The organism is Chroococcidiopsis sp. SAG 2025 (genome assembly GCF_032860985.1).
GTDB lineage: Bacteria > Cyanobacteriota > Cyanobacteriia > Cyanobacteriales > Chroococcidiopsidaceae > Chroococcidiopsis.
Map to the genome: position 1 here is coordinate 202,336 of NZ_JAOCNC010000005.1, position 19,646 is coordinate 221,981.

The 19,646-nt window shown below is 46.0% G+C and carries 19 protein-coding genes and 7 pseudogenes; 12 read left to right on the forward strand and 14 right to left on the reverse strand.

What is annotated here, in order from left to right:
• Window positions 1-55 precede the first annotated feature (55 nt).
• From N4J56_RS38390 to N4J56_RS38410, 5 genes are all read right to left on the reverse strand, one after another.
• Complete coding sequence (locus N4J56_RS38390; RefSeq protein WP_317112209.1) at window positions 56-589, reverse strand: DUF4113 domain-containing protein; 534 nt, start codon at window positions 587-589, stop codon at window positions 56-58.
• On the reverse strand, window positions 586-843 hold the full coding sequence (locus N4J56_RS38395; protein WP_317112211.1) for a hypothetical protein: 258 nt from the start codon (window positions 841-843) through the stop codon (window positions 586-588). The genes N4J56_RS38390 and N4J56_RS38395 overlap by 4 nt, the downstream gene beginning before the upstream one ends.
• Window positions 844-903: 60 nt before the next feature.
• A complete protein-coding gene (locus N4J56_RS38400; RefSeq protein ID WP_317112213.1) occupies window positions 904-1,395 on the reverse strand; it encodes an IS1 family transposase in 492 nt (163 codons plus the stop codon).
• A gap of 3 nt (window positions 1,396-1,398) precedes the next feature.
• Window positions 1,399-1,614 carry an IS1 family transposase gene (locus N4J56_RS41715; protein ID WP_410500809.1) on the reverse strand — a complete coding sequence of 72 codons (216 nt, stop codon included), beginning with the start codon at window positions 1,612-1,614 and terminating at the stop codon, window positions 1,399-1,401.
• 260 nt (window positions 1,615-1,874) lie between these two features.
• The gene (locus N4J56_RS38410) at window positions 1,875-3,221 is read right to left on the reverse strand and encodes a phytoene desaturase family protein (protein ID WP_317112214.1); all 1,347 of its coding nucleotides are present in this window, start codon (window positions 3,219-3,221) and stop codon (window positions 1,875-1,877) included.
• A 62-nt stretch (window positions 3,222-3,283) separates the two neighbouring features.
• Here N4J56_RS38410 and N4J56_RS38415 point away from each other — a divergent pair.
• Both N4J56_RS38415 and N4J56_RS38420 read left to right on the forward strand, forming a co-directional pair.
• Window positions 3,284-3,562, forward strand: a pseudogene (locus N4J56_RS38415) (IS5/IS1182 family transposase); the annotation flags it as partial.
• Window positions 3,563-3,616: 54 nt separating this feature from the next.
• Window positions 3,617-4,079 (forward strand): annotated as a pseudogene (locus N4J56_RS38420) (Tn3 family transposase); the annotation flags it as partial.
• 37 nt (window positions 4,080-4,116) lie between these two features.
• Here the strand turns inward: N4J56_RS38420 and istB are convergent.
• Window positions 4,117-4,911: an IS21-like element helper ATPase IstB gene (gene istB, locus N4J56_RS38425; protein WP_317104990.1), complete on the reverse strand. Its 795-nt coding sequence runs from the start codon at window positions 4,909-4,911 to the stop codon at window positions 4,117-4,119.
• A 586-nt stretch (window positions 4,912-5,497) separates the two neighbouring features.
• Window positions 5,498-6,424: pseudogene (gene istA, locus N4J56_RS38430) on the reverse strand (IS21 family transposase); the annotation flags it as partial.
• A 133-nt stretch (window positions 6,425-6,557) separates the two neighbouring features.
• On the opposite strand from istA, the pseudogene N4J56_RS38435 reads away from it, so the two are divergent.
• From N4J56_RS38435 to N4J56_RS38445, 3 genes and pseudogenes are all read left to right on the forward strand, one after another.
• Window positions 6,558-7,088: pseudogene (locus tag N4J56_RS38435) on the forward strand (Tn3 family transposase); the annotation flags it as partial.
• Window positions 7,089-7,158: 70 nt separating this feature from the next.
• Window positions 7,159-7,371, forward strand: coding sequence for a hypothetical protein (locus N4J56_RS38440; protein ID WP_317112215.1), 213 nt, complete (start codon window positions 7,159-7,161; stop codon window positions 7,369-7,371).
• Between the two features lie 621 nt (window positions 7,372-7,992).
• A complete protein-coding gene (locus N4J56_RS38445) occupies window positions 7,993-8,211 on the forward strand; it encodes a dodecin family protein (protein ID WP_317112216.1) in 219 nt (72 codons plus the stop codon).
• Between the two features lie 15 nt (window positions 8,212-8,226).
• Here N4J56_RS38445 and N4J56_RS38450 read toward each other — a convergent pair.
• Window positions 8,227-9,035: pseudogene (locus N4J56_RS38450) on the reverse strand (IS5 family transposase).
• Between the two features lie 143 nt (window positions 9,036-9,178).
• Here N4J56_RS38450 and N4J56_RS41720 point away from each other — a divergent pair.
• Window positions 9,179-9,445, forward strand: a complete 267-nt coding sequence (locus tag N4J56_RS41720) for an HNH endonuclease (RefSeq protein ID WP_410500841.1) — start codon at window positions 9,179-9,181, stop codon at window positions 9,443-9,445.
• A gap of 181 nt (window positions 9,446-9,626) precedes the next feature.
• Here the strand turns inward: N4J56_RS41720 and N4J56_RS38455 are convergent, their stop codons facing one another.
• From N4J56_RS38455 to N4J56_RS38465, 3 genes and pseudogenes are all read right to left on the reverse strand, one after another.
• On the reverse strand, window positions 9,627-12,380 hold the full coding sequence (locus N4J56_RS38455; RefSeq protein WP_317112218.1) for an ABC transporter substrate-binding protein: 2,754 nt from the start codon (window positions 12,378-12,380) through the stop codon (window positions 9,627-9,629).
• Window positions 12,377-12,676 (reverse strand): AAA-like domain-containing protein, encoded by a 300-nt coding sequence (locus N4J56_RS38460; RefSeq protein ID WP_317112452.1) that lies wholly within the window; start codon window positions 12,674-12,676, stop codon window positions 12,377-12,379. Before N4J56_RS38460 ends, N4J56_RS38455 begins: the two co-directional genes overlap by 4 nt.
• Window positions 12,667-13,729, reverse strand: a pseudogene (locus tag N4J56_RS38465) (IS630 family transposase). The gene N4J56_RS38460 and the pseudogene N4J56_RS38465 overlap by 10 nt, the downstream one beginning before the upstream one ends.
• Window positions 13,730-13,802: 73 nt before the next feature.
• Between N4J56_RS38465 and N4J56_RS38470 the strand changes: the two are divergent.
• Both N4J56_RS38470 and N4J56_RS38475 read left to right on the forward strand, forming a co-directional pair.
• Entirely contained in the window at window positions 13,803-14,069 is a 267-nt protein-coding gene (locus N4J56_RS38470) for a nuclear transport factor 2 family protein (RefSeq protein ID WP_317112220.1), read from the forward strand.
• Between the two features lie 11 nt (window positions 14,070-14,080).
• A complete protein-coding gene (locus N4J56_RS38475) occupies window positions 14,081-14,563 on the forward strand; it encodes an NAD(P)H-binding protein (RefSeq protein ID WP_317112221.1) in 483 nt (160 codons plus the stop codon).
• Here the strand turns inward: N4J56_RS38475 and N4J56_RS38480 are convergent.
• Window positions 14,526-15,306, reverse strand: a protein-coding gene (locus N4J56_RS38480; protein ID WP_317105119.1) for an IS5 family transposase whose coding sequence is annotated in 2 segments (ribosomal slippage) — window positions 14,526-14,970 and window positions 14,969-15,306 — 783 coding nt in all. Because the reading frame shifts where the segments join, the coding sequence is not laid out codon by codon here. The genes N4J56_RS38475 and N4J56_RS38480 overlap by 38 nt on opposite strands.
• A 107-nt stretch (window positions 15,307-15,413) precedes the next feature.
• Between N4J56_RS38480 and N4J56_RS38485 the strand changes: the two genes are divergently transcribed.
• The 4 genes and pseudogenes from N4J56_RS38485 to N4J56_RS38500 all read left to right on the forward strand — a co-directional run bounded on the left by N4J56_RS38485 (window position 15,414) and on the right by N4J56_RS38500 (window position 17,715).
• Window positions 15,414-15,857, forward strand: a complete 444-nt coding sequence (locus tag N4J56_RS38485) for a hypothetical protein (protein WP_317112222.1) — start codon at window positions 15,414-15,416, stop codon at window positions 15,855-15,857.
• 138 nt (window positions 15,858-15,995) lie between these two features.
• A pseudogene (locus N4J56_RS38490) lies at window positions 15,996-16,307 on the forward strand (IS6 family transposase); the annotation flags it as partial.
• 93 nt (window positions 16,308-16,400) lie between these two features.
• Window positions 16,401-17,092, forward strand: a protein-coding gene (locus N4J56_RS38495) for an IS1 family transposase (protein ID WP_317104780.1) whose coding sequence is annotated in 2 segments (ribosomal slippage) — window positions 16,401-16,725 and window positions 16,725-17,092 — 693 coding nt in all. Because the reading frame shifts where the segments join, the coding sequence is not laid out codon by codon here.
• Window positions 17,093-17,298: 206 nt separating this feature from the next.
• A complete protein-coding gene (locus N4J56_RS38500) occupies window positions 17,299-17,715 on the forward strand; it encodes a DUF6010 family protein (RefSeq protein ID WP_317112223.1) in 417 nt (138 codons plus the stop codon).
• Window positions 17,716-17,759: 44 nt separating this feature from the next.
• Here N4J56_RS38500 and N4J56_RS38505 read toward each other — a convergent pair whose 3' ends face one another.
• Window positions 17,760-18,464 (reverse strand): class I SAM-dependent methyltransferase, encoded by a 705-nt coding sequence (locus N4J56_RS38505; protein WP_317112224.1) that lies wholly within the window; start codon window positions 18,462-18,464, stop codon window positions 17,760-17,762.
• Window positions 18,465-18,594: 130 nt separating this feature from the next.
• On the reverse strand, window positions 18,595-19,524 hold the full coding sequence (locus N4J56_RS38510) for an AraC family transcriptional regulator (RefSeq protein ID WP_317112226.1): 930 nt from the start codon (window positions 19,522-19,524) through the stop codon (window positions 18,595-18,597).
• Window positions 19,525-19,646: the final 122 nt, after the last annotated feature.

Sequence of the window (19,646 nt, forward strand, 5' to 3'; positions counted from 1 at the left end):
GCTTCAAATTACTACTTGTTGTCACCTACCAGAAGTCATAAAGTATTGTTTTCGCTCAACATTTGGCAATTGGTAATTCTGACCAACGTGTAGTCCAACGATTGGAGCAATACCGCGCTCTGGTCTGCCAATGTTGGTTAGTTCCCACAGCTGCAAAACGCACGAGATCTCGACCGTAAAGCTGGTTTAGCTCGTCAATTGCCTGCATCAGCTGCTTAGAACGCTCGTCTGTTGGATCGTAGTCATCGTCAAACAAGCTCAACTGAATGATATTTTCATCGACGAGTTTGGTCAAAATCACTCCGGCTCTAGCAAACTCAACTTCATCTCGCCATAACTGCTGCGTCAGAGCTAGGGCAGACTTGAGCAGCGTCGGAGTGTGATTGCTGGCAGTCATCAAGCGACTGCGAGCCGAATTATAGTAGAAATTCTCTTTGAATCGACTAGAGCTAACAAACACGCATAAAGCACCCGCTACTAAGCCTTCACGTCTCAGTTTTCGGGCGGCTTTTGCCGTAAAAGTCGCGACAGCTTCTTCTAACTCGTGCGGCGAGCGCGTTGCTCTCCCGAAAGTACGAGATACCATCATCGATTTGCGCCTTCGTGGGAGTAATTCCAAGGGCAAGCAACTGCTACCGCGCAACTCAAACACCGTCCGCAGTCCCACGACTCCCATGCGAGTGCGCACCCACAGTTCGGTTGCTCCCTCAGTTTTAATGCCGTGTCAATCCCCTCAGCAGTTAGCATTTGTCCCCAGCAAGAACCAATCCCCCAAACATCGACAACTGGTAAAGCTGCTAGCAACTCTAGTTGGCGTTCGAGCATTCCTGTTAGATCTAACACCCCCTCTAGCGCAGCAGTTATTTTGGCAAAGCGATTAGCGACTTTAGCCAGAGGGTAGTGCTAAACAAGTAATGATGCCTTGTAGTAGTGGACAAAATACCAGATGGCACCAATATGATTCTCCAACGATTTAGAAAACGATAAGGTTTTTCGTACCAAACGAGAGACTCGTTGTCTAAAGGTGTTGTTCAATCGCTCAACGTAGCTAGTTTTCCCCGTTTCTTTGCCGACTGGTCGGTGTCGGTTTGACGGTAGAACTGCTGCATAAGCTGCCCAGAAATCAGTGTAAGCAATTGCACATTGACGATAAACTGCAGGTAAAGAATCCCACAAACCCTGTGCAGATGCCTCATCTCTTGCTCCGATATTAACACCAACAATCTCACGGGTGTCTGCATCGAGTGCCAACCAGACCCATTGCTTATTGCCTTTGTTATCCACAAATGACCATAGCTCATCGCATTGAATGGTTAGCTTCCCCTTTTTTTGGGTGTTACCTGCACTTGCCGGGGCACAGAAGCGTATTTCTCGTTCACGTAGGTTTGTAGCCATTGTTCAGAAACCTGGGTGGCACGAGCAATTCCAGAAGCGCGAAATGCGCTCCAACAACAATCGGTCTATTAGTTCCCGGGTTGCAGAGTCAATCACTTTTTTGGTCGGATATTCAATGAATTGTCGTCCGCAGTCATGGCAAAGAAATCGTTGTTTGCCGTTATGGATGCGCCCATTTTTGACCGTTTGAGAAGATGCACAAATGGGACAGGCAGGCATGTGAGGCAATCCATCAGCCAGAAACTCTACTTCTCCATCATTACATCTTTAATACTACCAAATTGACAATACTATGATGGCTTTTCTCCTAGCGTTCCAAGACTTAAAAAGTTTCCTAAACGAATTAGAAAAACAGCAACTTAACCCTCTTCTGTCAAACTGGGGTAAAACCTTGATTTCTCGTAGGCTGAAACTACGTAGATTCGTTGAATTTTCCTAGAGTGACAGAAGAGGGGTGTTTTAGCGTACAGCTTACCTGTTCATGCCAAATCTTGGCTAATAAATCCAGATGCACTGCGTGCTGCTTCCAAAATTGTTAGTAATCCACTTCCTGGGTGAACTGCACCACCAATCCAATACAACCGGCTAATATTTTCAAAACGAATTGGTGGGCGAAATGGGCCAAGTTGGCTCCAATTGTGGCTGAGATTGAACACAGCACCCAAGTGAACTTGATAGTCATCGCGCCAAGTTTGTGCCGTGTAACACCCCTGGGCAACAATGTGTTGCTCAATATTGTCATATCCCAGCAAATGTAGACGTTTAATTATAAAGTCTTGGTAGCTTTTTTGTTTAGTATGCCAGTCAACAGCATAAGAAGTATTGGGAATTGGTACTAACACAAACAATGTACTGTGCCCAACTGGTGCATTACTGGGATCGATGATGCTTGGATTGCAGACATAGAACGGGGGATCGGTTTCATCTAATCCCGAATCATCTAACCAAGGGCGCTCGCGCCGTCGAATGTGTTCTGACAAATAGATCTGATGATGTGCTAAGTCTTCATAGCGGCGATTTACACCTAAATACAGCATAAAGGTAGAGCATGAAAATTTCATTTGCTTGAGCTTGCGGTCAGTGTAGCGACCCCGTGCTGAAGTTGGTAGCAAGTGGCGGATAGCGTAGCCAAAGTCAGCATTAATCACTACTGCATCAAAATTTAGGCGCTTACCATCCGCTAATTCAATCCCACGTACTTGCCCCTGCTCAATCCAAACTTGATGCACTCGACAGTTAAGCTGAATTTGCACTCCCAAGTCTTGAGCCGCCTTAGCTAACCCTTGTGCCAATGCCCGAAATCCTCCAACTGGATGCCACACTCCTTGGGCAAATTCTAAAAATGGAATTAGACTGAATACACTCGCCGCTACTGTGGGATGCATTCCCAAGTATTTCGAGGGATAGCTCAGAGCGTAGACCAACCGCTCATCTTGGAAAAATCGCCAAAAATGTTGGTATAAACTCTCCCAAGGACGAAACGAGAGTAAAGGCATAATTTCATTCCAACGCAAGTACCCTGATAAAGTTCTTGCAGGACTACCTAGATAAGGCTTGTAGCCCAATTTATATTTACGGATATGCTCTGTATACCAACGCTCAAATGCTAATGGTAAATCTGAACGTAGAGTTGCTAGTTGTGTTTTAAAAGACTCTAGATCTGAAGTTAAATTTAGTTGTGTCCCATCCCAAAATTGAACGCGAGTATAGGGTTCCAATCGTTTGAGTTGAACATAGTCTGCAAAATTTAACCCAACTTCCCGAAAAAGATCCTCATAGAGGTGAGGCAATTGCAGAATAGGTAGTGTTGTAGATGTGTTGCTCATTGATTTGAAACATTGGCTGCAAGGGGAATTTGGAGCCTATCTCAACACATCTACAACACTACCAGATTTGGCAGCATGGCAATTGTCAAGCACCCCCGCATCCCAGAGATGAAAATTTGCGGCGTATCCGCCAAGGCGGACGCAAGCGCTGGAAGTGTGAAAGTCACTACCATCGTCGTTCGTTGTCTGAAACGACCATGTTTCGGCTGAAAACTATTTTTGGCGGCAGGTTACGGCGACATAGCTTTGACAACCAAGCAGTAGAATTATTTCTGCAATGTGCCGCGCTCAATCGTATGATTCAGTTGGGCAAACCTGACAGTTATAAAGTGGCGGTCTAAATTCATCACCTTGTCGGTGGTCAGTAGATTTTTTCTCATTCATGCAAAAACGCCGATATTATTAACCGCTACAATGCTTTAAATCTGCCCAGGGTTTGGGGCGATGGTAAAAGTGCGGCAGCGGATGGCACTAAGTATGAACTCTTGCGTTGAGAATTTACTGTCTGAGTATCATATTCGCTACGGGGGTTACGGAGGAATAGCTTATCACCATGTCTCTGATACCTATGTGGCTTTATTTAGCCAGTTTATTTCTTGTGGCACTTGGGAAGCTGTCCATATCATCGAGGGGTTGTTAAAAAACTCTTCCGATATTCAACCCGATACAATTCATGCTGATACCCACGGTCAATCAACACCTGTGTTTGCATTGGCACATATGCTGGGAATTAAGTTAATGCCTCGGATTCGTAATTGGAAAGATTTAAATTTTTATCGTCCTTCAAAAGATACTGTTTATCAACATATTGATTCTTTGTTCTCTGAAACCGTTGATTGGAAGCGGATAGAAACCCATTTATGAAATGTCAACTATCTTGACGAATGCGCGACAATTATTTTGGTTGCTTTTGGTCAGTAGAAGAAGAGCGTTGTAGAGCCGCTTGTTGACGAAAACTGGGTGCAAGGATTTCGAGAATGACAGCATGATGTACCAAGCGATCTACAGCAGCAACGGTCATAGTAGAGTCGGTAAAAATTTCATCCCAAGCACTGAAAGGGTGATTGGCAGTAATCATCAAGCTTTTGAGTTCGTAGCGGTGAGCAATTAACTCAAACAACACTGATGTTTCCACTTCCGACTTTTTGACATAGCTAATGTCATCAAGAATCAGCAGATCGTACTTATCGAGCTTGAGTAAAGCTGATTGCAGTTGTAAGTTGGCTTTCGCCGCTTGTAGCAGTTGCACGGCTGTGGTGGCACCCAGAAACTTGACTCGTGCACCCAGTTCTACCAAACTGCGACCGACAGCAGCAGCTAAGTGAGTTTTCCCGACTCCAGAAGGACCGAACAGCAGCAGATTCTCACCCCGCTTCAACCAAGTTCTGTCCTGAGCCAGTTGCATGATGCTAGGCTGATTTAAGCTGGGGCAATGGCTGAAGTCAAAGTTGGAAAAAGCTTTTCCTGGTGGCAGGTGGGCATCTTTGAGGGCGCGTTGCACTCGCGCTTGATAACGTTGTGTTGCCTCGGATTCGCACAGTGCTAGCAAGAATTGAGCGTGTGACCAGCCCCCAGCCAGAGCCTGACGCTCCAACTCTTGCCAATGGTTGTTCATGTGGGGCAGTTTGAGTGTTTTGAGTAGGAAGCCCAGAGTCTCGATGGCTGTTATTTGGCTGTTGTTGGGGGACATGATGCAAGAGAGAGTCGTAAGGGGAAAGGTCGTGTTGCTGTACCGAAAGCGTTGGATGTGCCACACTCTCACCCAGATGAAACTGCTGTTGCAGTCCCACCAAGCTAAGGGTGCCAGAGCGTAAGTGGTCAGCCAAATACAGTGCGACTGCGTGTTCCTTATCTTGTTTAGCAGCAATGTACAGTGCCTCGGTCATCAATCGTGCCGTCGTGTAGGAATCGAACTGGGTTAACATCTCCTGCCATAATTGGCGGTAGTTGTCGTCAGGCAATAATTCTTGCTGCCAGGTACAGTGTAGAAAAGCACGGGGTTTCAGTCGCAGGCTGTCAATGACGTGACGATAATTGACGCAACGGGAGCGCCGCAACCGACTGCGGCTAGGTACATGAAGGCGTGGCAGTTCTACCACCTGCTGCGTGCCGACAAAACCGACTATCCGGTCATGATGTAGGTGAAGGGTTAATCGTAAGCCAATCAATTGTGACGGCACAGTGTAAGTGATGCAGCGCACGGTCATCGTGCTACGGGTGGTAACTCTGACGCTGAGGATTTCGTAGTCGGGATAACGATAGTTGGGTAATGGATGCAGGTAGGGTTGCTCAAGCTGAAATTTGGCTTGAATGCGCGTATTCAACTTCTCAACTATCCCAGAGATAAACGCTTGATAGGCAGCAACACTATCAAAATCACACGAGCCGCGCAGCAATAGGGCTTGATGCAGCCGTCGTTTGAAATAGCCGTGGGGTGACTCAATCGAACCATTTTCATGGGCTAGTCCGCGATTATTTCGTGAGGGACGCAAATTATAGTGCTGGCATAGCCGTTGATACATTTGCGTCAAATCTTCATCGGTGCGTTTACCCAGGTTACGGTAGGCGGCACTAAGACTATCGCTGCGATGTTCTTGTGGACAACCCCCGCTTGCTGCCAAGGCATTCTGCAAACCTTCAGCCAGAGCAACAAAACTCTCGCCACCTTGAATGACTTGCACGTACTGCCATCCACTATAGGCAAGTCGATAATGATACAGTAGATGCTCGAAGGGTTGACCGCCAATCGTGACTTGCACCTGCTTGAGCTTGGTGAAGTCCGACAAGCCCATTACGCCTGGTTGATGCTCTAACTCAAACATCACTGACTGCGCTGGTCTCCTGGTCGCTTTCCATTGCTGGACTCGTCGTTGCAGCGTCCGCACGATAGACTGCCCATACTTGCCTGGATACTTCTGCTGCAGGTACTCGAACAACGTTATCGCTTGCAATTGCGGTTGTTTTTGTAATAGCGGAACTAGTTCGCTGTCCCATACCTCAGCCAATGGGTCTTTGCGGGTACGCCAGTCATGGGGTCGTCCGCGTTGCGGTTGATGAGCTCCCGCATCAATGCGTCTACCTGTACGCTTCGAAAATCCTCCCTTTGCTGCTGCTGTTTCCTGCGTGCAGCCAGATTCTCTCGCTTTCATGTATATTTGAACCTGTTTGAAATTAATTCGTTTTCCCGACACTAGGCAGTCCATTAATTGGCGTTAATTGACATTGCCTAGTGTCTTTTGTTTTGGCAGCGGTTGCTGAAGATAATTGTCGTCTCGTCAACTTGGTGTAGCAGTCAAGTTAGTTGTCGTCACTCGGTCTATTTAATTGTCGTTCAATACCCATTGGCAAGATATTTTACGGGTGGTTCTATCAATCCAAACTGGTAAAGTATCGAGTGCAATTTTATTACGTAAATTGGGTAATTATAGTCGCAAAAACAGGCTATATCAGGCTTTTCAGTCATTAGGTCAAGTAGTTAGAACGGTTTTCTTGCTGCAATATATATCGGATATGCAGCTGAGAAAAGAAATTACTGCTGTTACGAATATTGTGGAAGCTTACCATAAATTCTCAAAGTGGTTTTTCTTTGGTGGCTTTGGGGTTGTGATGAAGAATGACCCAATTGAACAGGAAAAGGTGATTAAGTATAAGGATTTGGTAGCAAATGCTGTTTTGTTCCAAAATGTTGTAGATTTAACTGATATATTGCGTGATTTACAGAAGCAAGGATATTTGATTAGTCGTGAGGATGTGGCGGTTGTGAGTCCTTATATTACGGCTCATGTTAAGCGGTTTGGTGATTACCTGATTGATATGGAGACTGTGCCACCTTCATTGGATGAGGTCGAAAGTTTAGTGCTTGCTTAAGCGGCTAGAATCCTTGTAAATGACAGGTTTTTGATTTCATTCTTAATATTTCTTTACAACGTGTCCCATTTTGCACGTATCTCAGCAGCCACCCTTAAAACCGCACCATTTTCGGCATTCTTTTGGCAATACTATCACGCGAGCGGGTGTCGATCCTTTATACGGAAAGGAGCTGATGGGGATTAAGACGGATAAAGTCTACAGGCGCTATACGCAGGGATCGCTCAAACAAGCCGCTGCCCAGGCTTACTTAACCCTGTTGTGTCACTCTAGGAGAGGCTAATCTCTGAAAGGTTTTCGACGCTTCGCTTTCAACTTTTTGGCTATAAATTTTGGTTACTGTTAGAAAATAAAGCTTCTAGCTTTGAGCCAATCAAGGTTACAGTCAGGAGCTTCAATTTTTACTGTCCGAGAGTGACACAACAGGGTTAAGGGCAATCGGTGAGGATGAGGGAGCGTAATAAAAATAGTGACATTGAAAATTGGCATCTGGAGAGCCATCTTATCCCTCTTCTGTCAAACTGGGGTAAAACCTTGATTTCTCGTAGGCTGAAACTACGTAGATTCGTTGAATTTTCCTAGAGTGACAGAAGAGGGTTATTGATAAGAGCTTACGAGAACATGGCAGTTTCCAACTATCATATTTGCAATAAGAGAACGAATTTAGGAAAAAATGCTAAAAGGCAGTAATATCACTATTTTTATTACGCTCCCCACCCCTATTGAAGATGATTTGAAGGAATAACAAGAGACATTTTAGGTCAAGTAGAATTCATATCTCAAATTTTTGGAGTTGCTGCATAATCCGCTTTGATCGCTGGGGATCTCTTGTCCTCATTTATTTTGTGCAACATAACCTTCCAAAAGGAACTAAAATCTAGAGCAAACGTAAAGGAGACAATTTATGTCAATTGCTAAGGTCATTGAAATTGTAGCTTCTTCCGAAAAAAGCTTTGATGATGCAGTCCAACAGGGTTTAGCGGAGTCGGCGCGATCGCTACGGGGGATTAGCGCAATTGAGGTAACTAACTGGACTGCTGATGTAGAGAACAATCAGATTGTGCGTTACAAAGTAACGATGCACGTTGCTTTTCAGGTTGAGCATAGTACAAGCACTCATTAGGGCGTGTTTTAAAACCTAGCTCCAGAAGAGAATTGCAGCAAGGGTGAGCATGGCGAGATAATTCTCTGCCCGTTTCTCATAACGGGTGGCAATGCGTCGAAACTGCTTCAATCGATTAATCGTCCGTTCAATACGATTACGCTCTCGATACGCTTGGCGGTCAAATCGTGCCCTCGTCGAGATTCATTCGAGCGACGGGGAATCACTGCCCCAATCCCGCGTCGCTGCAAGTAGGCACGAATCGGTCGTCCCGTGTAGGCTTTGTCACCGGCTACTCGCTGCGGACGCACTCGTGGTCGTCCCCGTCCAACTCGTTTGACTTCACCTTGCTCCATCAAGGACTCAAATACCACCGACTCGTTGCGTTCCCCAACAGTCAGCAGGAAGGTCACAGGCTTACCCTTGCCTTCACAACGCAGATGCATCTTGGTGCTAAACCCACCTTTGCTGTAACCCAACGCTTGGCTTGAGGCGTCACTACCGATTGCCCCTGCCGCATGTTGATGCGCCCGAATTATGCTGCCATCCACAAAATGCAGCTTTCAGTCAAACTGTCCTGCGGCATCTGCCTGTTGCTGCAAACGTTCCAGAATCTGCTGCCAGCGTCCGCTTTTGCGCCATGCATAAAAGCGGCCTGCTACGGTTTCCCAGGCTCCATAACGGTCTGGTGAGTCTCGCCACGGCGCGCCCGTGCGTAGAATCCAGAGAATTCCATTAATAATCGTGCGGTGATCGTTTGCTGGTCGCCCACCTTTTGGACTTGGCTGCGGCAACAACCGTTGAAGTTGTTGCCACTGTCGATTGCTTATGTTCCCGCGGCAAATTGGATTACGTGCTACCAAGGTCTGTCTGTTCTCGTTGAATGCTTCTCTCTCCACACTAGCGTGGGTTTTAAAACACTGCCTAGAGCAGTAGCAATAATTATGTGTTGGTAAAAGGTGATAGAAGTCCCTATGATGGCGATTTGGTGTACTGGAGTACCAGATTAGGCAGACATCCTGAACTACCTAACAGACAAGCAATACTGTTAAAACAACAACAGGGAAAGTGCACTTGGTGCGGATTATATTTTCTCTCAGGAAATGTAATGGAAGTTGACCATAAAATTCCACTCTCCAAGGGAGGAAAAGACGAGTGGGTCAATCTTCAGCTATTACATCGACATTGCCATGATGAAAAGACTGCTATTGATGGCAGCCAGAAGTCCGTTAATGACAATAGGATTGCACATTGAGTAGCCGTGTGCGGTGAACAATCGCAAGCACGGTTCCGGAAGAGAGGGGTGGAGTGGCAACATTCCCCTCGACTCTACCTCTCGGCGGCCACCCTAATTCTGCACCCAACATTTGAACACTTGGTAGATTAGCCCTTTTCACACCGCAGGCAAGTAGCGCAAGGGTACTTTTCTTTTATCACTAGTTTGTTTGTTTAGTGGACGTTTCTGGAAGTATCTTAAAACCAAACTGGGAACCTCTTGGAGAAGGTGCACCTTTAACAACCTGAACGAGGTAGGCTTCCCCAGAACGCTCCCCTGTTGACATAAATTGAAGTGCCGTCCCTGATGTTTGATCTGGAGAAAGTTTCACATTTCTCAAATTTTGAAGTACAGTTTCCCGTGAGGCGTTGCTGGATAGTGATTTAATCAAAGCCTGGGTCGCATCATAACTAGCAGCGGTGCGCCAGCTAACTTTTCCTGTCCATCTCTTATATGCTGCATTGGAATAAGCTTTTGCAGAGGGGAGATCTCCAGACCAGCCAACAGCTAAAACCAATCCCTGACTAGCAGATCCATTATATTTATTGACAGTTTCAGATTCATACAGTGCATCGCCGCCTAACAACTGCAACCTTTGCTTCAGCGGTAGCTCAGCATTTGCCCTAGCAAGGGAGATGGCAACAGAAGTTGTTTCTTTATTTGGTAATAAAACAGCTGCTTGTACCCGATCCAACTTCACTCTACGCTCGATTTCAGTCTTGGCATCTTTAGCATCCAGCATATCAAAATTTCTCAGGTCAGTACCATCAACAACACTCCGCCCTGACTGGGTGAAGTTTTTCTCGAAGACTTCTCGTATGCTACTGCTGTAGGAACTTTGAGAGTCAGAAAAAATCACCACTTTGTTTAAGCCTTTGGCTTCAGCATACTCAGCCAATTTTTTACCCGCTTCTTCGTCAGAAACAATGGTTCGGAAGAAAACCTGACTTTTTAAAGATGTGCTGGTGCTAGTAGAAGAGACTGTAGCTATCCCAGCTTTCTCGTATTCGGTTAGTGCATCTTTGGTGGTGTCACTGGAGTTGTGTCCAACTATGCCTAAAACTGCTGGCTTGATTGCCAGTTGCTTAGCAATTCTGACAGCTGTGTCAGGCTCGTTCCCATCATTGGCAATTATAATCTCCAGTAACCGCCCGTTTAAACCTCCTGCTTTGTTGAATTGCGCTTGTGCATCTGCGACACCACGTAATATTTCTTCAGCAGTAGTAGGTCCATTGTCTATCGGCACCACTACTGCAAGTGTAAAAGGAGACCCTTTTAGACGGGCTTCACAATTATTACGATAAATTTCTGGTTCTGGGCTATTACTGTTACTAGCTCTTCTAAATAAGTCACTTGCTTCAGAATACTTTCCCCGTTTAAAAGCTTCAATCCCGCTATTAAAAACAGGGTTTTGTGTACTACGAAAAAGGCGATGCTCTCCACTACTAAAGCGTTCTGGATCCTCCACGCAGGTATCATTATTACTCCTTACTTGAGGTGGTGAGCAACGATCCAGACGCAATGATAAAAATTGTGTGCCTGCGACAGCAGACATGATAGTGACTGAAATAAAGACCGCCGCTAGCAGCAGTTTTTTTACGTTTCCTTCTTCTCTATCTAGTCTAAGGCTAGCGTTTAGGAAGCGATAATCTTCAGTAGTCAAGGTTTTTTTTTCTGTCCATATTAGTGCAGATTGTAATTTCCTTCCTCGTAACAGGTAGGAGCGATTCTGATAATTAGAAGCTACCCAAGCTGCTAATTCCCTAGCATAAGGACGCTGTTGTGCTAGCATCCTTTCAACCCAATCCTCACTAAATACCTCTTTATAGATACGGTTAAAAACTCTTAATTTTCCCTCATTTTTGATAGCTAAACCCGACAATAGCAATTCTGTTTGTTCTAGACTTTCATCAGCAGTTACTGTGCCTTGTCGCAAAATCTTTTGATATATTTCCAGCATCCGAATGGTAAGTTGACCATCATGATTGAGCTGATCGCCATGATTAAATAAGCGATCGCGAACTGCCCTTAGATGAGGGGGTTCATCCCTAGCTTCCCAATTTTCAATCACCTGCGCTCGCACTATATTCTCAATCCACTCCGCTTCACTTCCTTCTGGAATAGAGCATGATAAATCATGAATAAATTTACAAATTTTTTGGGTGAGAAAGGGTTGACCGCCTGTCCAATTTAATACTTTTTGAAGTGCTACCTTTGGATTACTGACTCTTCCCATCAACCCGAGCTGTAAAGGGATTGTTTCAATCTGTTTAAAGCCTTGCAATTCAATTGCTCGACCTACATTAAACGGGCTGCGTCTTTTATTATCCTTGACTAACTCGTATGGCGTAGCTACACCGAATAGTGCAAAAGTAAGGTCTTGGTATTTTAACTGATGGGCACGCTTGTTATAACAAGCTTGAATAAATTCAAAAAAGCCATCAATGGAGAAGTTTGAACGGAGAATACTATCAATCTCATCCACAAAAACTACAAGTCTTTGACGTTCTGGCAGCAACACCTCTTCGAGCAATAGGCTTAATCGTTGTGTGGGAGAGAAAGAATCGCGCTCTTGCCACCATCTTCGCACGTCAATCCTATCTGAAAGATTGAAACCTTTCACCAGTTCGTAGGCAATACCTGCATACCATTGAGACTCGGTATCCCGACTACTCATGGCAGAAATGTCAATAACAGCACAAGTAGCTCCTTCGGCTTGCAACTGGCACATAGTTTGTACCATCAAGCTAGACTTGCCCATCTGCCTAGAACTTAGCACATAGCAAAACTCACCTGCTTTTAGCCCCTCATACAAGTCACGGTCAGCCTGCCGCATTACATATGTAAAGGCGTTAATGGCTAAGCTTCCCCCAACTTGATAGTTGTACCTAGCTGAATCAGGTGCGTTAGTCATTTGTTGATTTGCAAGCGCTCCTGGAAATACTTAAAATATAACTTACAGCGCATTGTGGCTTTATTATTATCCAGCTTCAACAGCCCCATACTATTTAACTCAAACACTTGCTCCGAATTAGACTCTTCTAATTGCACTGAACCTTTGTTAACCACCTCTTCAAGCTCTTTTAACTGCTTCGGATACTGTTGTAGATTCAACCAGTGTTGTCGCAGGTGATCGCTATAGGGCCCTGCTTCTTCTTTAGGAGCTGTTTGCAAAAGTTGCTCAAGGGTGATGTAAGTAGCTAGGCAGATTTAAACATAAAACGTTCCAGTGTCCATCCCCCTTGTTGACTTCGATTCTCCATGCCCTCAATCATGGCATTCGCTAAATCATACTCGTTATCAAAAATCCTTCCGGCTATTTCATGGGTTTTGAGTTGATGCCACTGCGCTTCAATCAGATTCATATGTGAACTGTATTGGGGGAGAAAAAAGAGATATAGCCCTTTCGACTGCCACTGCTGCCAGTGCTCACGGGCAAGATGACTGGTATGAGCCGAACCATTATCTTGCACCACGACTGTGAGCCGTCCGGTTTGTAGCAATGTCTGCTCACTCTTTTGGGCAAGGAGCGTTCATCACTTTAACATAGCGTTCCTTGTGGAAACTGCCTTGTACCAGAGCATAGTCAAACGACTGCTCTGGTTGCCATATCCCTAGAATACTAATGCGGTCTCCATAGGATTTGACCTGCTCTTCGGTGTTTCTGCTCTCCAATGCGAGAGTAACTATAACTGACTGGACTTTCCAGACAACATCCCGATTCGTCAAGATACTTCAGGTCAATGTACCCTTCACAGGCAGCTAGTTGGAGTGTGTCTAAGTCAGCTTGCTTGAGTGCTTTGTACTCAGGATCTTGTCTGCCCCGTTGCGAGTGTCGAGTCCGCTTCCAACTAAAGCCCTTTTTTTTAGAATGCGGCGAATCCGGTCAGCACTTAGGTTTACCTGTCGTTCTTGCTCTAGCTTCTGGGCTAGCTGTTGACTATTATAGGTTCTGGCTTCTTGCTCTAGGCATTGTTCTAGGTAGGCCATGTCTGCTTCTTGCCATTTGGCTTTAGCTCCTCGTCCACTAGCATCCCATAATCCACCTAACCCTTGCTGCTGCCAACGGCGGATGGTTTCGCGCACTGTCTGCTCTTGGCACTCAAAAATTTCGGCAATCGCTGGCACTACCCATCCTTGAGCATTGAGTCGAAGCATTTGTGCTCGATCTCGGGTACGTTGAGCAACGGTTTTGGCAACCCGAAGTTCACTCAACGTCCGGTCTTCTGACTCTGTCAAAACGATACGTAAAGGAGCAGGCATGAGTGGTCAAAATCAGCAAGTTTTTGGCTTTTCTCTATCTTACGTTTAATTATGCCCTACTACTTATAACCACATGAAGAACGCAGTTGCACAATTGCAAAACTGGGTCTTTACGGATGTTCGTGAATATCAGACGCTGCTTCCAAATGTTCTATTCGCTGAATTTCATGGAGAAGCTGTGTTTGTGGCGACGGGTCAGCCCTATCAGCAAGACTATGTGGTGCGACTAGAAACAAAGAATGGAAAGATTCTTCACTACCGCGAATATTGGAATCCGGTTCCGATACTTGAAATAGTAAGCAGCAGCGGAACTGCTTTCCCATTGAATCCAAACTCATAGAGAGAACAAAGGTGAAAATTGTCATCGCAGCCGCATCTGGTAACATTGGACGACGCACCGCAGAAAAAGTCATCCAGGCAGGAGCCGAAACGATTCTTTTAGCCCGACATCCAGAGAAGTTAGCGGCTCTAGTCGCTCAAGGTGCGATCGTTAAGCCGATTGGCAGTGACGATGCTCAAGCATTGATAGAAATAACCCAACAGGCAGATGCTTTGTTTTGGCTAACACCACCGAAGCTTGATGTGCCTAACTTGAGGGATTGGTATCTTCAAACAGCAAAGGCGGGCGCGAACGCTGTATCAGCAAATGGCATTCCGCGGGTCGTGAATATTTCTAGCATTGGTGCAGGTGCAAAACCAAACCTGGGCACAGTTTCATTGAGTGGAAATGTTGAATCGACCTTCAACCAAACTACTGCCAATGTAGTCCATTTAGAGCTGATTTATAAAGTAAAAATCAAGCAGCTAGTCGTCTCAGCATCAGCCGTACCATAGCAGCGTAGACCATAGATTCACTTATTTCCGGTAGGAGTTCATAATCCTTACTTAGTCGTCGATAGCGTCCTAGCCAGCCAAAAGTTCGTTCAACTACCCATCTTCTGGGCAAAACTTCAAACCCATCTGTAATCCGCTTAACTATTTCTACTTCTGCACCGCAGACTACCATTACAGCTTGTGCAAAATTCTCTCCACTGTAGCCACTATCTGCCCAAATTAGCTCTAAAGACTTAGAGTTATAGCACTCTTCTAGCAATGCCACTATTGCTCCTAATCGTTCTGAAGCATTAGCTTCGGTGATTACTACACCCATTAGTAGTCCTTGAGGATCTACTACGACATGGCGTTTGCGACCTTTAACTAGCTTGCCGCCATCAAAGCCGGATACTTCCCCTTTTTTCCGTCGTTTTTACGGACTGGCTATCCACAATTGCAGCAGTAGCTTGATGAGATTTGCCCAGCTTCATCCGTACTTGTTCACGTAAGGCAAGATTTATCTGCTGCCAAATTCCTCGTTTTTGCCAACGCCGAAAGTAATAATAAACCGTTGAATAGGGTGGGAAGTCATGTGGTAGCATCTCCCAAGCACAGCCAGTTTTCAGCAAATAAAAGATGGCATTTACTACCTCACGCATATCCACAGTACGTGGATGTCCTCCTGGTCTTACAGGTGGAATTAATGGTTCAATGATTTGCCATTCTCGATCGGTTAAATCACTTTTGTAAGCTTTTCTACTCATGAGGCAATGCTTTGGGCTACTGTCTTGTCATAGTAAAAGCCTCTTGCCTCCATTCTCGCTGCTTTCAACTTTTCTTTATAAATGACCTCTTACGGACTGGCTATTTTATGGAGAATTTCCTGGCGCAAATCGAGACGATCCAAAGCGATCGCATAGTTTGGTTTTCTTATCCGAGTGACCATGATATTCCCTGGATTAGCACTGATGATATCGGGGATGTGGCAGCACAATATCTCCTGGATCGGCGTTGGGCAGGTCAGTGGACTCGTAATTTGATGGGACCCGAAAATCTAACGTTGCTTGAAACATCTGCTACCTTGTCGCGAGTGCTGGACTATTTGATCGAATACGCTCAAGTCAGCATTGAATCGCTCCAGCAGCAGTTTGCAGCAATGGGCGCGACTGCTGAGGTTCAGCGCGAAATGGGCGATCTGTTTCGTGCTCTTGGCGATCCTGATGGAATTTATGCAACAGCACGAACCCCAGAAGCAACAACACCAACGACATTTGAGCAGTTTGTCAAGAACAAAATACTTCCGAATCTCCATTAAGAAAAAAGGTGCTCCGCTCAGACTAAACTGTAACCGATGCTGGCTCCACCATCGATGAATAAATAGGGGTTCTGTCGCAAAAATATAAGGCGAGGAAGCTTATTTCCTCTGACCTCAACCTGAATGGCATTCTAGTCCCTGTTTAAGTGGCGGTACTTCTTGCCGGAGATCGTCGTGCTGAATGTGCGATGGTCTTGTCGTTACTCGCTGAGCTACCGGGATTTAGAGGAGATGATGCAAGAGCGAGGGGTGGAGGTGGATCGCTCCACGATTCACCGATGGGTGTTGAGCTACACCCCGGAACTGGACAAACGAGTTCGACCGCACCTGAATCTGACCAACGACTCGTGGCGGGTGGATGAGACGCACATCCAAGTGAAAGGAGCATGAAAATATCTTTACCGCGCGGTGGATTCAGCCGGAAATACACTGGACTTTATGCTGAGTGCAAACTGTGCAGAAAAAAGGCAACCTGTTGTAATAGCAAGTAAGCATAGAAAATCGGGCATTGCATAATAGAGGTATGAATTGAGGTAAGTTGCGATGCAATGTCCAGAGTGCCAATCAACTCATATTCGGAAGAATGGCATCAAGCGAGGTAAACAGAACCACATTTGTGTTGATTGTGGGCGACAATTCATTGAACACTATGAAACATGCAGAGGTTACAGCGATGAAGTCAAACGGGAATGCTTGAAAATGTATGTGAATGGCATCGGTTTTCGAGGAATTGAACGAGTTAAAGGTGTTCATCATACGACAATCATTCACTGGCTCAAGCAAGTAGGTAACAATCTGCCTGATGCTGATGCCCCAGAAACAGTCCCCCAAGTCGGTGAACTAGATGAACTAGAAACCTTCGTCGGTGCAAAAAAAACAAAATCTGGCTGTGGACAGCAGTAGATCACTTCACTTCAGGGATTTTAGGTTGGGCGTTGGGCGACCATAGTGCTGAAACCTTTGCCCCGCTATGGGCGATCGTTGCCCAATGGCGGTGCTACTTTTATGTTACGGATGGTTGGAGTGTTTATCCAGGTTTTATTCCAGACGGCGATCAAATTGTCAGTAAGACTTATATGACCAGAGTTGAGTCCGAAAATACAAGACTGAGGCACTATCTGGCTCGGCTGCATCGAAAGACACTGTGCTACTCCAAATCAGAAGAAATGCTGAAATATTCAATTCGATTGTTACTGCACTATCTCAAATTCTGGAATGTTCCAGTTCCTCAATAGTTCATATCTCTATTCAGCAACGCCGAAAATCGCTATTTATACTTAGCCTCTCCTACCAACCAACTACTTTTGACCACACCCGGGATATGCCTACGATCGCGCTTTCCAAAAATGGAACTTCAACAAAAGAGGCAAAACGGATTGGAAGTCTAAAGATTCACAATTCCAATCGAAGCAATTTGCAGCAAATACAGTAGAGCAATCATATGCTAATTCAAGCCAGACCCGAACTAACGATTCCACAGCTAATTGCGCCCCTTCTTGTCGCCCTAGTCTTCATTGCTGCCTGCTCTCTATTGAAAGAGCCGAACCGTCGTAATTTTAGTGCCCTTATGATTGCCGGAGCAGGAGCTGCATATCTCAACGGCAGCTTACCGATCTGGGAATTTGCATTCTGTGCGGTGATGACTTGCATAGCTTACTGGGGCTTACAGAATTATCGCTTCATTGGTATTGGATGGCTGCTGCACACTGTGTGGGACGCGATCCACCATTTGTACGGCACACCAATTGTGCTATTCGTGTCACTGTCATCGGCAGGGTGTGCCATTTGCGACTCTGCGCTGGCATTATGGTATTTTCAAAGCGCACCTTCAGTCTTAAGGTTCATTAAATCCACTTGAAATCTCTTGATTGATGCAAAATCGTCAGCGGCTGTTGGGGACTTTTAATCCGGTGCTGTTCGCTTTGAAAACCAGGCGTGAATGAAAAGGGTTTGGAAAAACAACACTGGAGTATCAAAGCCGCCCACTGCAATGATTGCTTCGATTTCAGGCGGGGTTAAAGCCGTAATGTGAAGACTCCAAACAGCGCGCATCTTTTCGATGTCTTCCTCACTCCAGCCTGAGCCTTGCATTCGCAACCAAACTTCAATCAAGCTCTGATAAATCGGCGGTGACATACCCAGAACTAAGTCGGAACCGATCAAAACTCCACCGAGGCGAAGGCGTTGAGCGATTTGACCGAAAAAGCGACTCCGCTCTTCCGCTTGCTTTAAGAATTGAGAGACCAACAGGCAAGTCGCCGCATCGAATGGCTCCGAAGCGGGCAGCGAGTCGAGATAACCTTCATGAAACGTGCAACGCGAGGTGATGCCGCTTTCGTCGGCTTTTCGTTGACAAACTTCCATCATCGCGGATGCCGGCTCGACCGCCGTGAATTGCCATTGCGGAAAGGCTTGCGCCAGAGCGATCGTTTCCGTTCCGGTTTCGGCACCAACGCACAGAATCCGTGCATCAGCCGGAAGCTCTGAGAGAATCAGGCGCATAAACGAAAAGAGCGCCTCGCGCCCCGTCTCCCAAAGAGCATTTTGCTTGTCGTAGGAAGACGCAACCTTTTGTCCGAATAAAATGGGTGCCTGTTGGTTTTGCACGATCAAAGCGAATGAAGCTGCGATTCATATTTTACACAATTGAATGTTGCGACAGTATCCAAGCCGCGCGCAGCCGCCGAACGAGCAAATCACCCGCGACCTAATTGCCTCCTGTTTGACGACCATCAACTTAACTAACTGAGAGTAAACGCCCGATATCCTGAATGGGCGGCGCACCAAATAAGCGGGCATATTCTCGGCTAAACTGGGATGGACTTTCATAGCCGACCCGATCGGCAGCCGTAATCGCATTGTAATTTTCCGCCAGCATGAGCCGACGGGCTTCTAGGAGTCGGAGCTGCTTTTGATATTGCAGTGGACTCATTGATGTCACTTGTTTAAAATGGTGATGGAAAGACGAAGGCGACATGCTGGCTTGCTCGGCGAGCTCGGCAACTCGCATGGGTTTGGTAAAATCCACCTTGATGCTTTGAATGACTGCCGCGATCCGTTGCATGTTACTACCTGATGTCGCAATCTGACGAACTGCTTCACTTTGTTCGCCAATTAACAAGCGGTAGTAGATTTCGCGAATCATCATCGGCGCCAGGATCGGAATATCTTGGGGGGTATCCAATAATCGGGTCAGTCGCAGCGCACAATCGAGCAATGATACGTCGGCAGTGCTGACGAAAAAGCCTCGGACTGAAGTTTCTTTCTTACCCGCGATTCTCATTCTGAGAGGCTTTGCCAACGCATTGGTTTGGACAGCAATAATCTCACAGAGTTCGCGCGGGTCAAGCTCCAGTTTGAATCCTAAATAGGGGCGATCGGGAGTCGCTTCGATAATAAATCCGCTAATCGGTTGATCGACTGAAACAACCAGATATTGCGCCTCACCATACCGATAGATTTCCTCACCCAGCGCTGCACCTTTTTTACCCTGAACCACGATCGCCAGCATCGGGGTGCTGACTCCATGCAGCCTCGTACTCGTCGAAGACTCACGCGTGAATCCTAGCGGCGCGATACTCGTTTGATGAAAACCGTCACCATTGGTATGGCGGTTAATCAGGGCGGCTAGTTCTCGACATCGATCAACGATGAGTCTGTCTGTCATAGTCTCTGGAGCTTATCTTCTTTCGCAGATTATAGAACATTCTTATCCAGCCCCAAGATCACAATCTGGAGGATTAGGCAATAAACTGCGAGGTCTGTGTATTGAAGAACCCAATCTGCAAC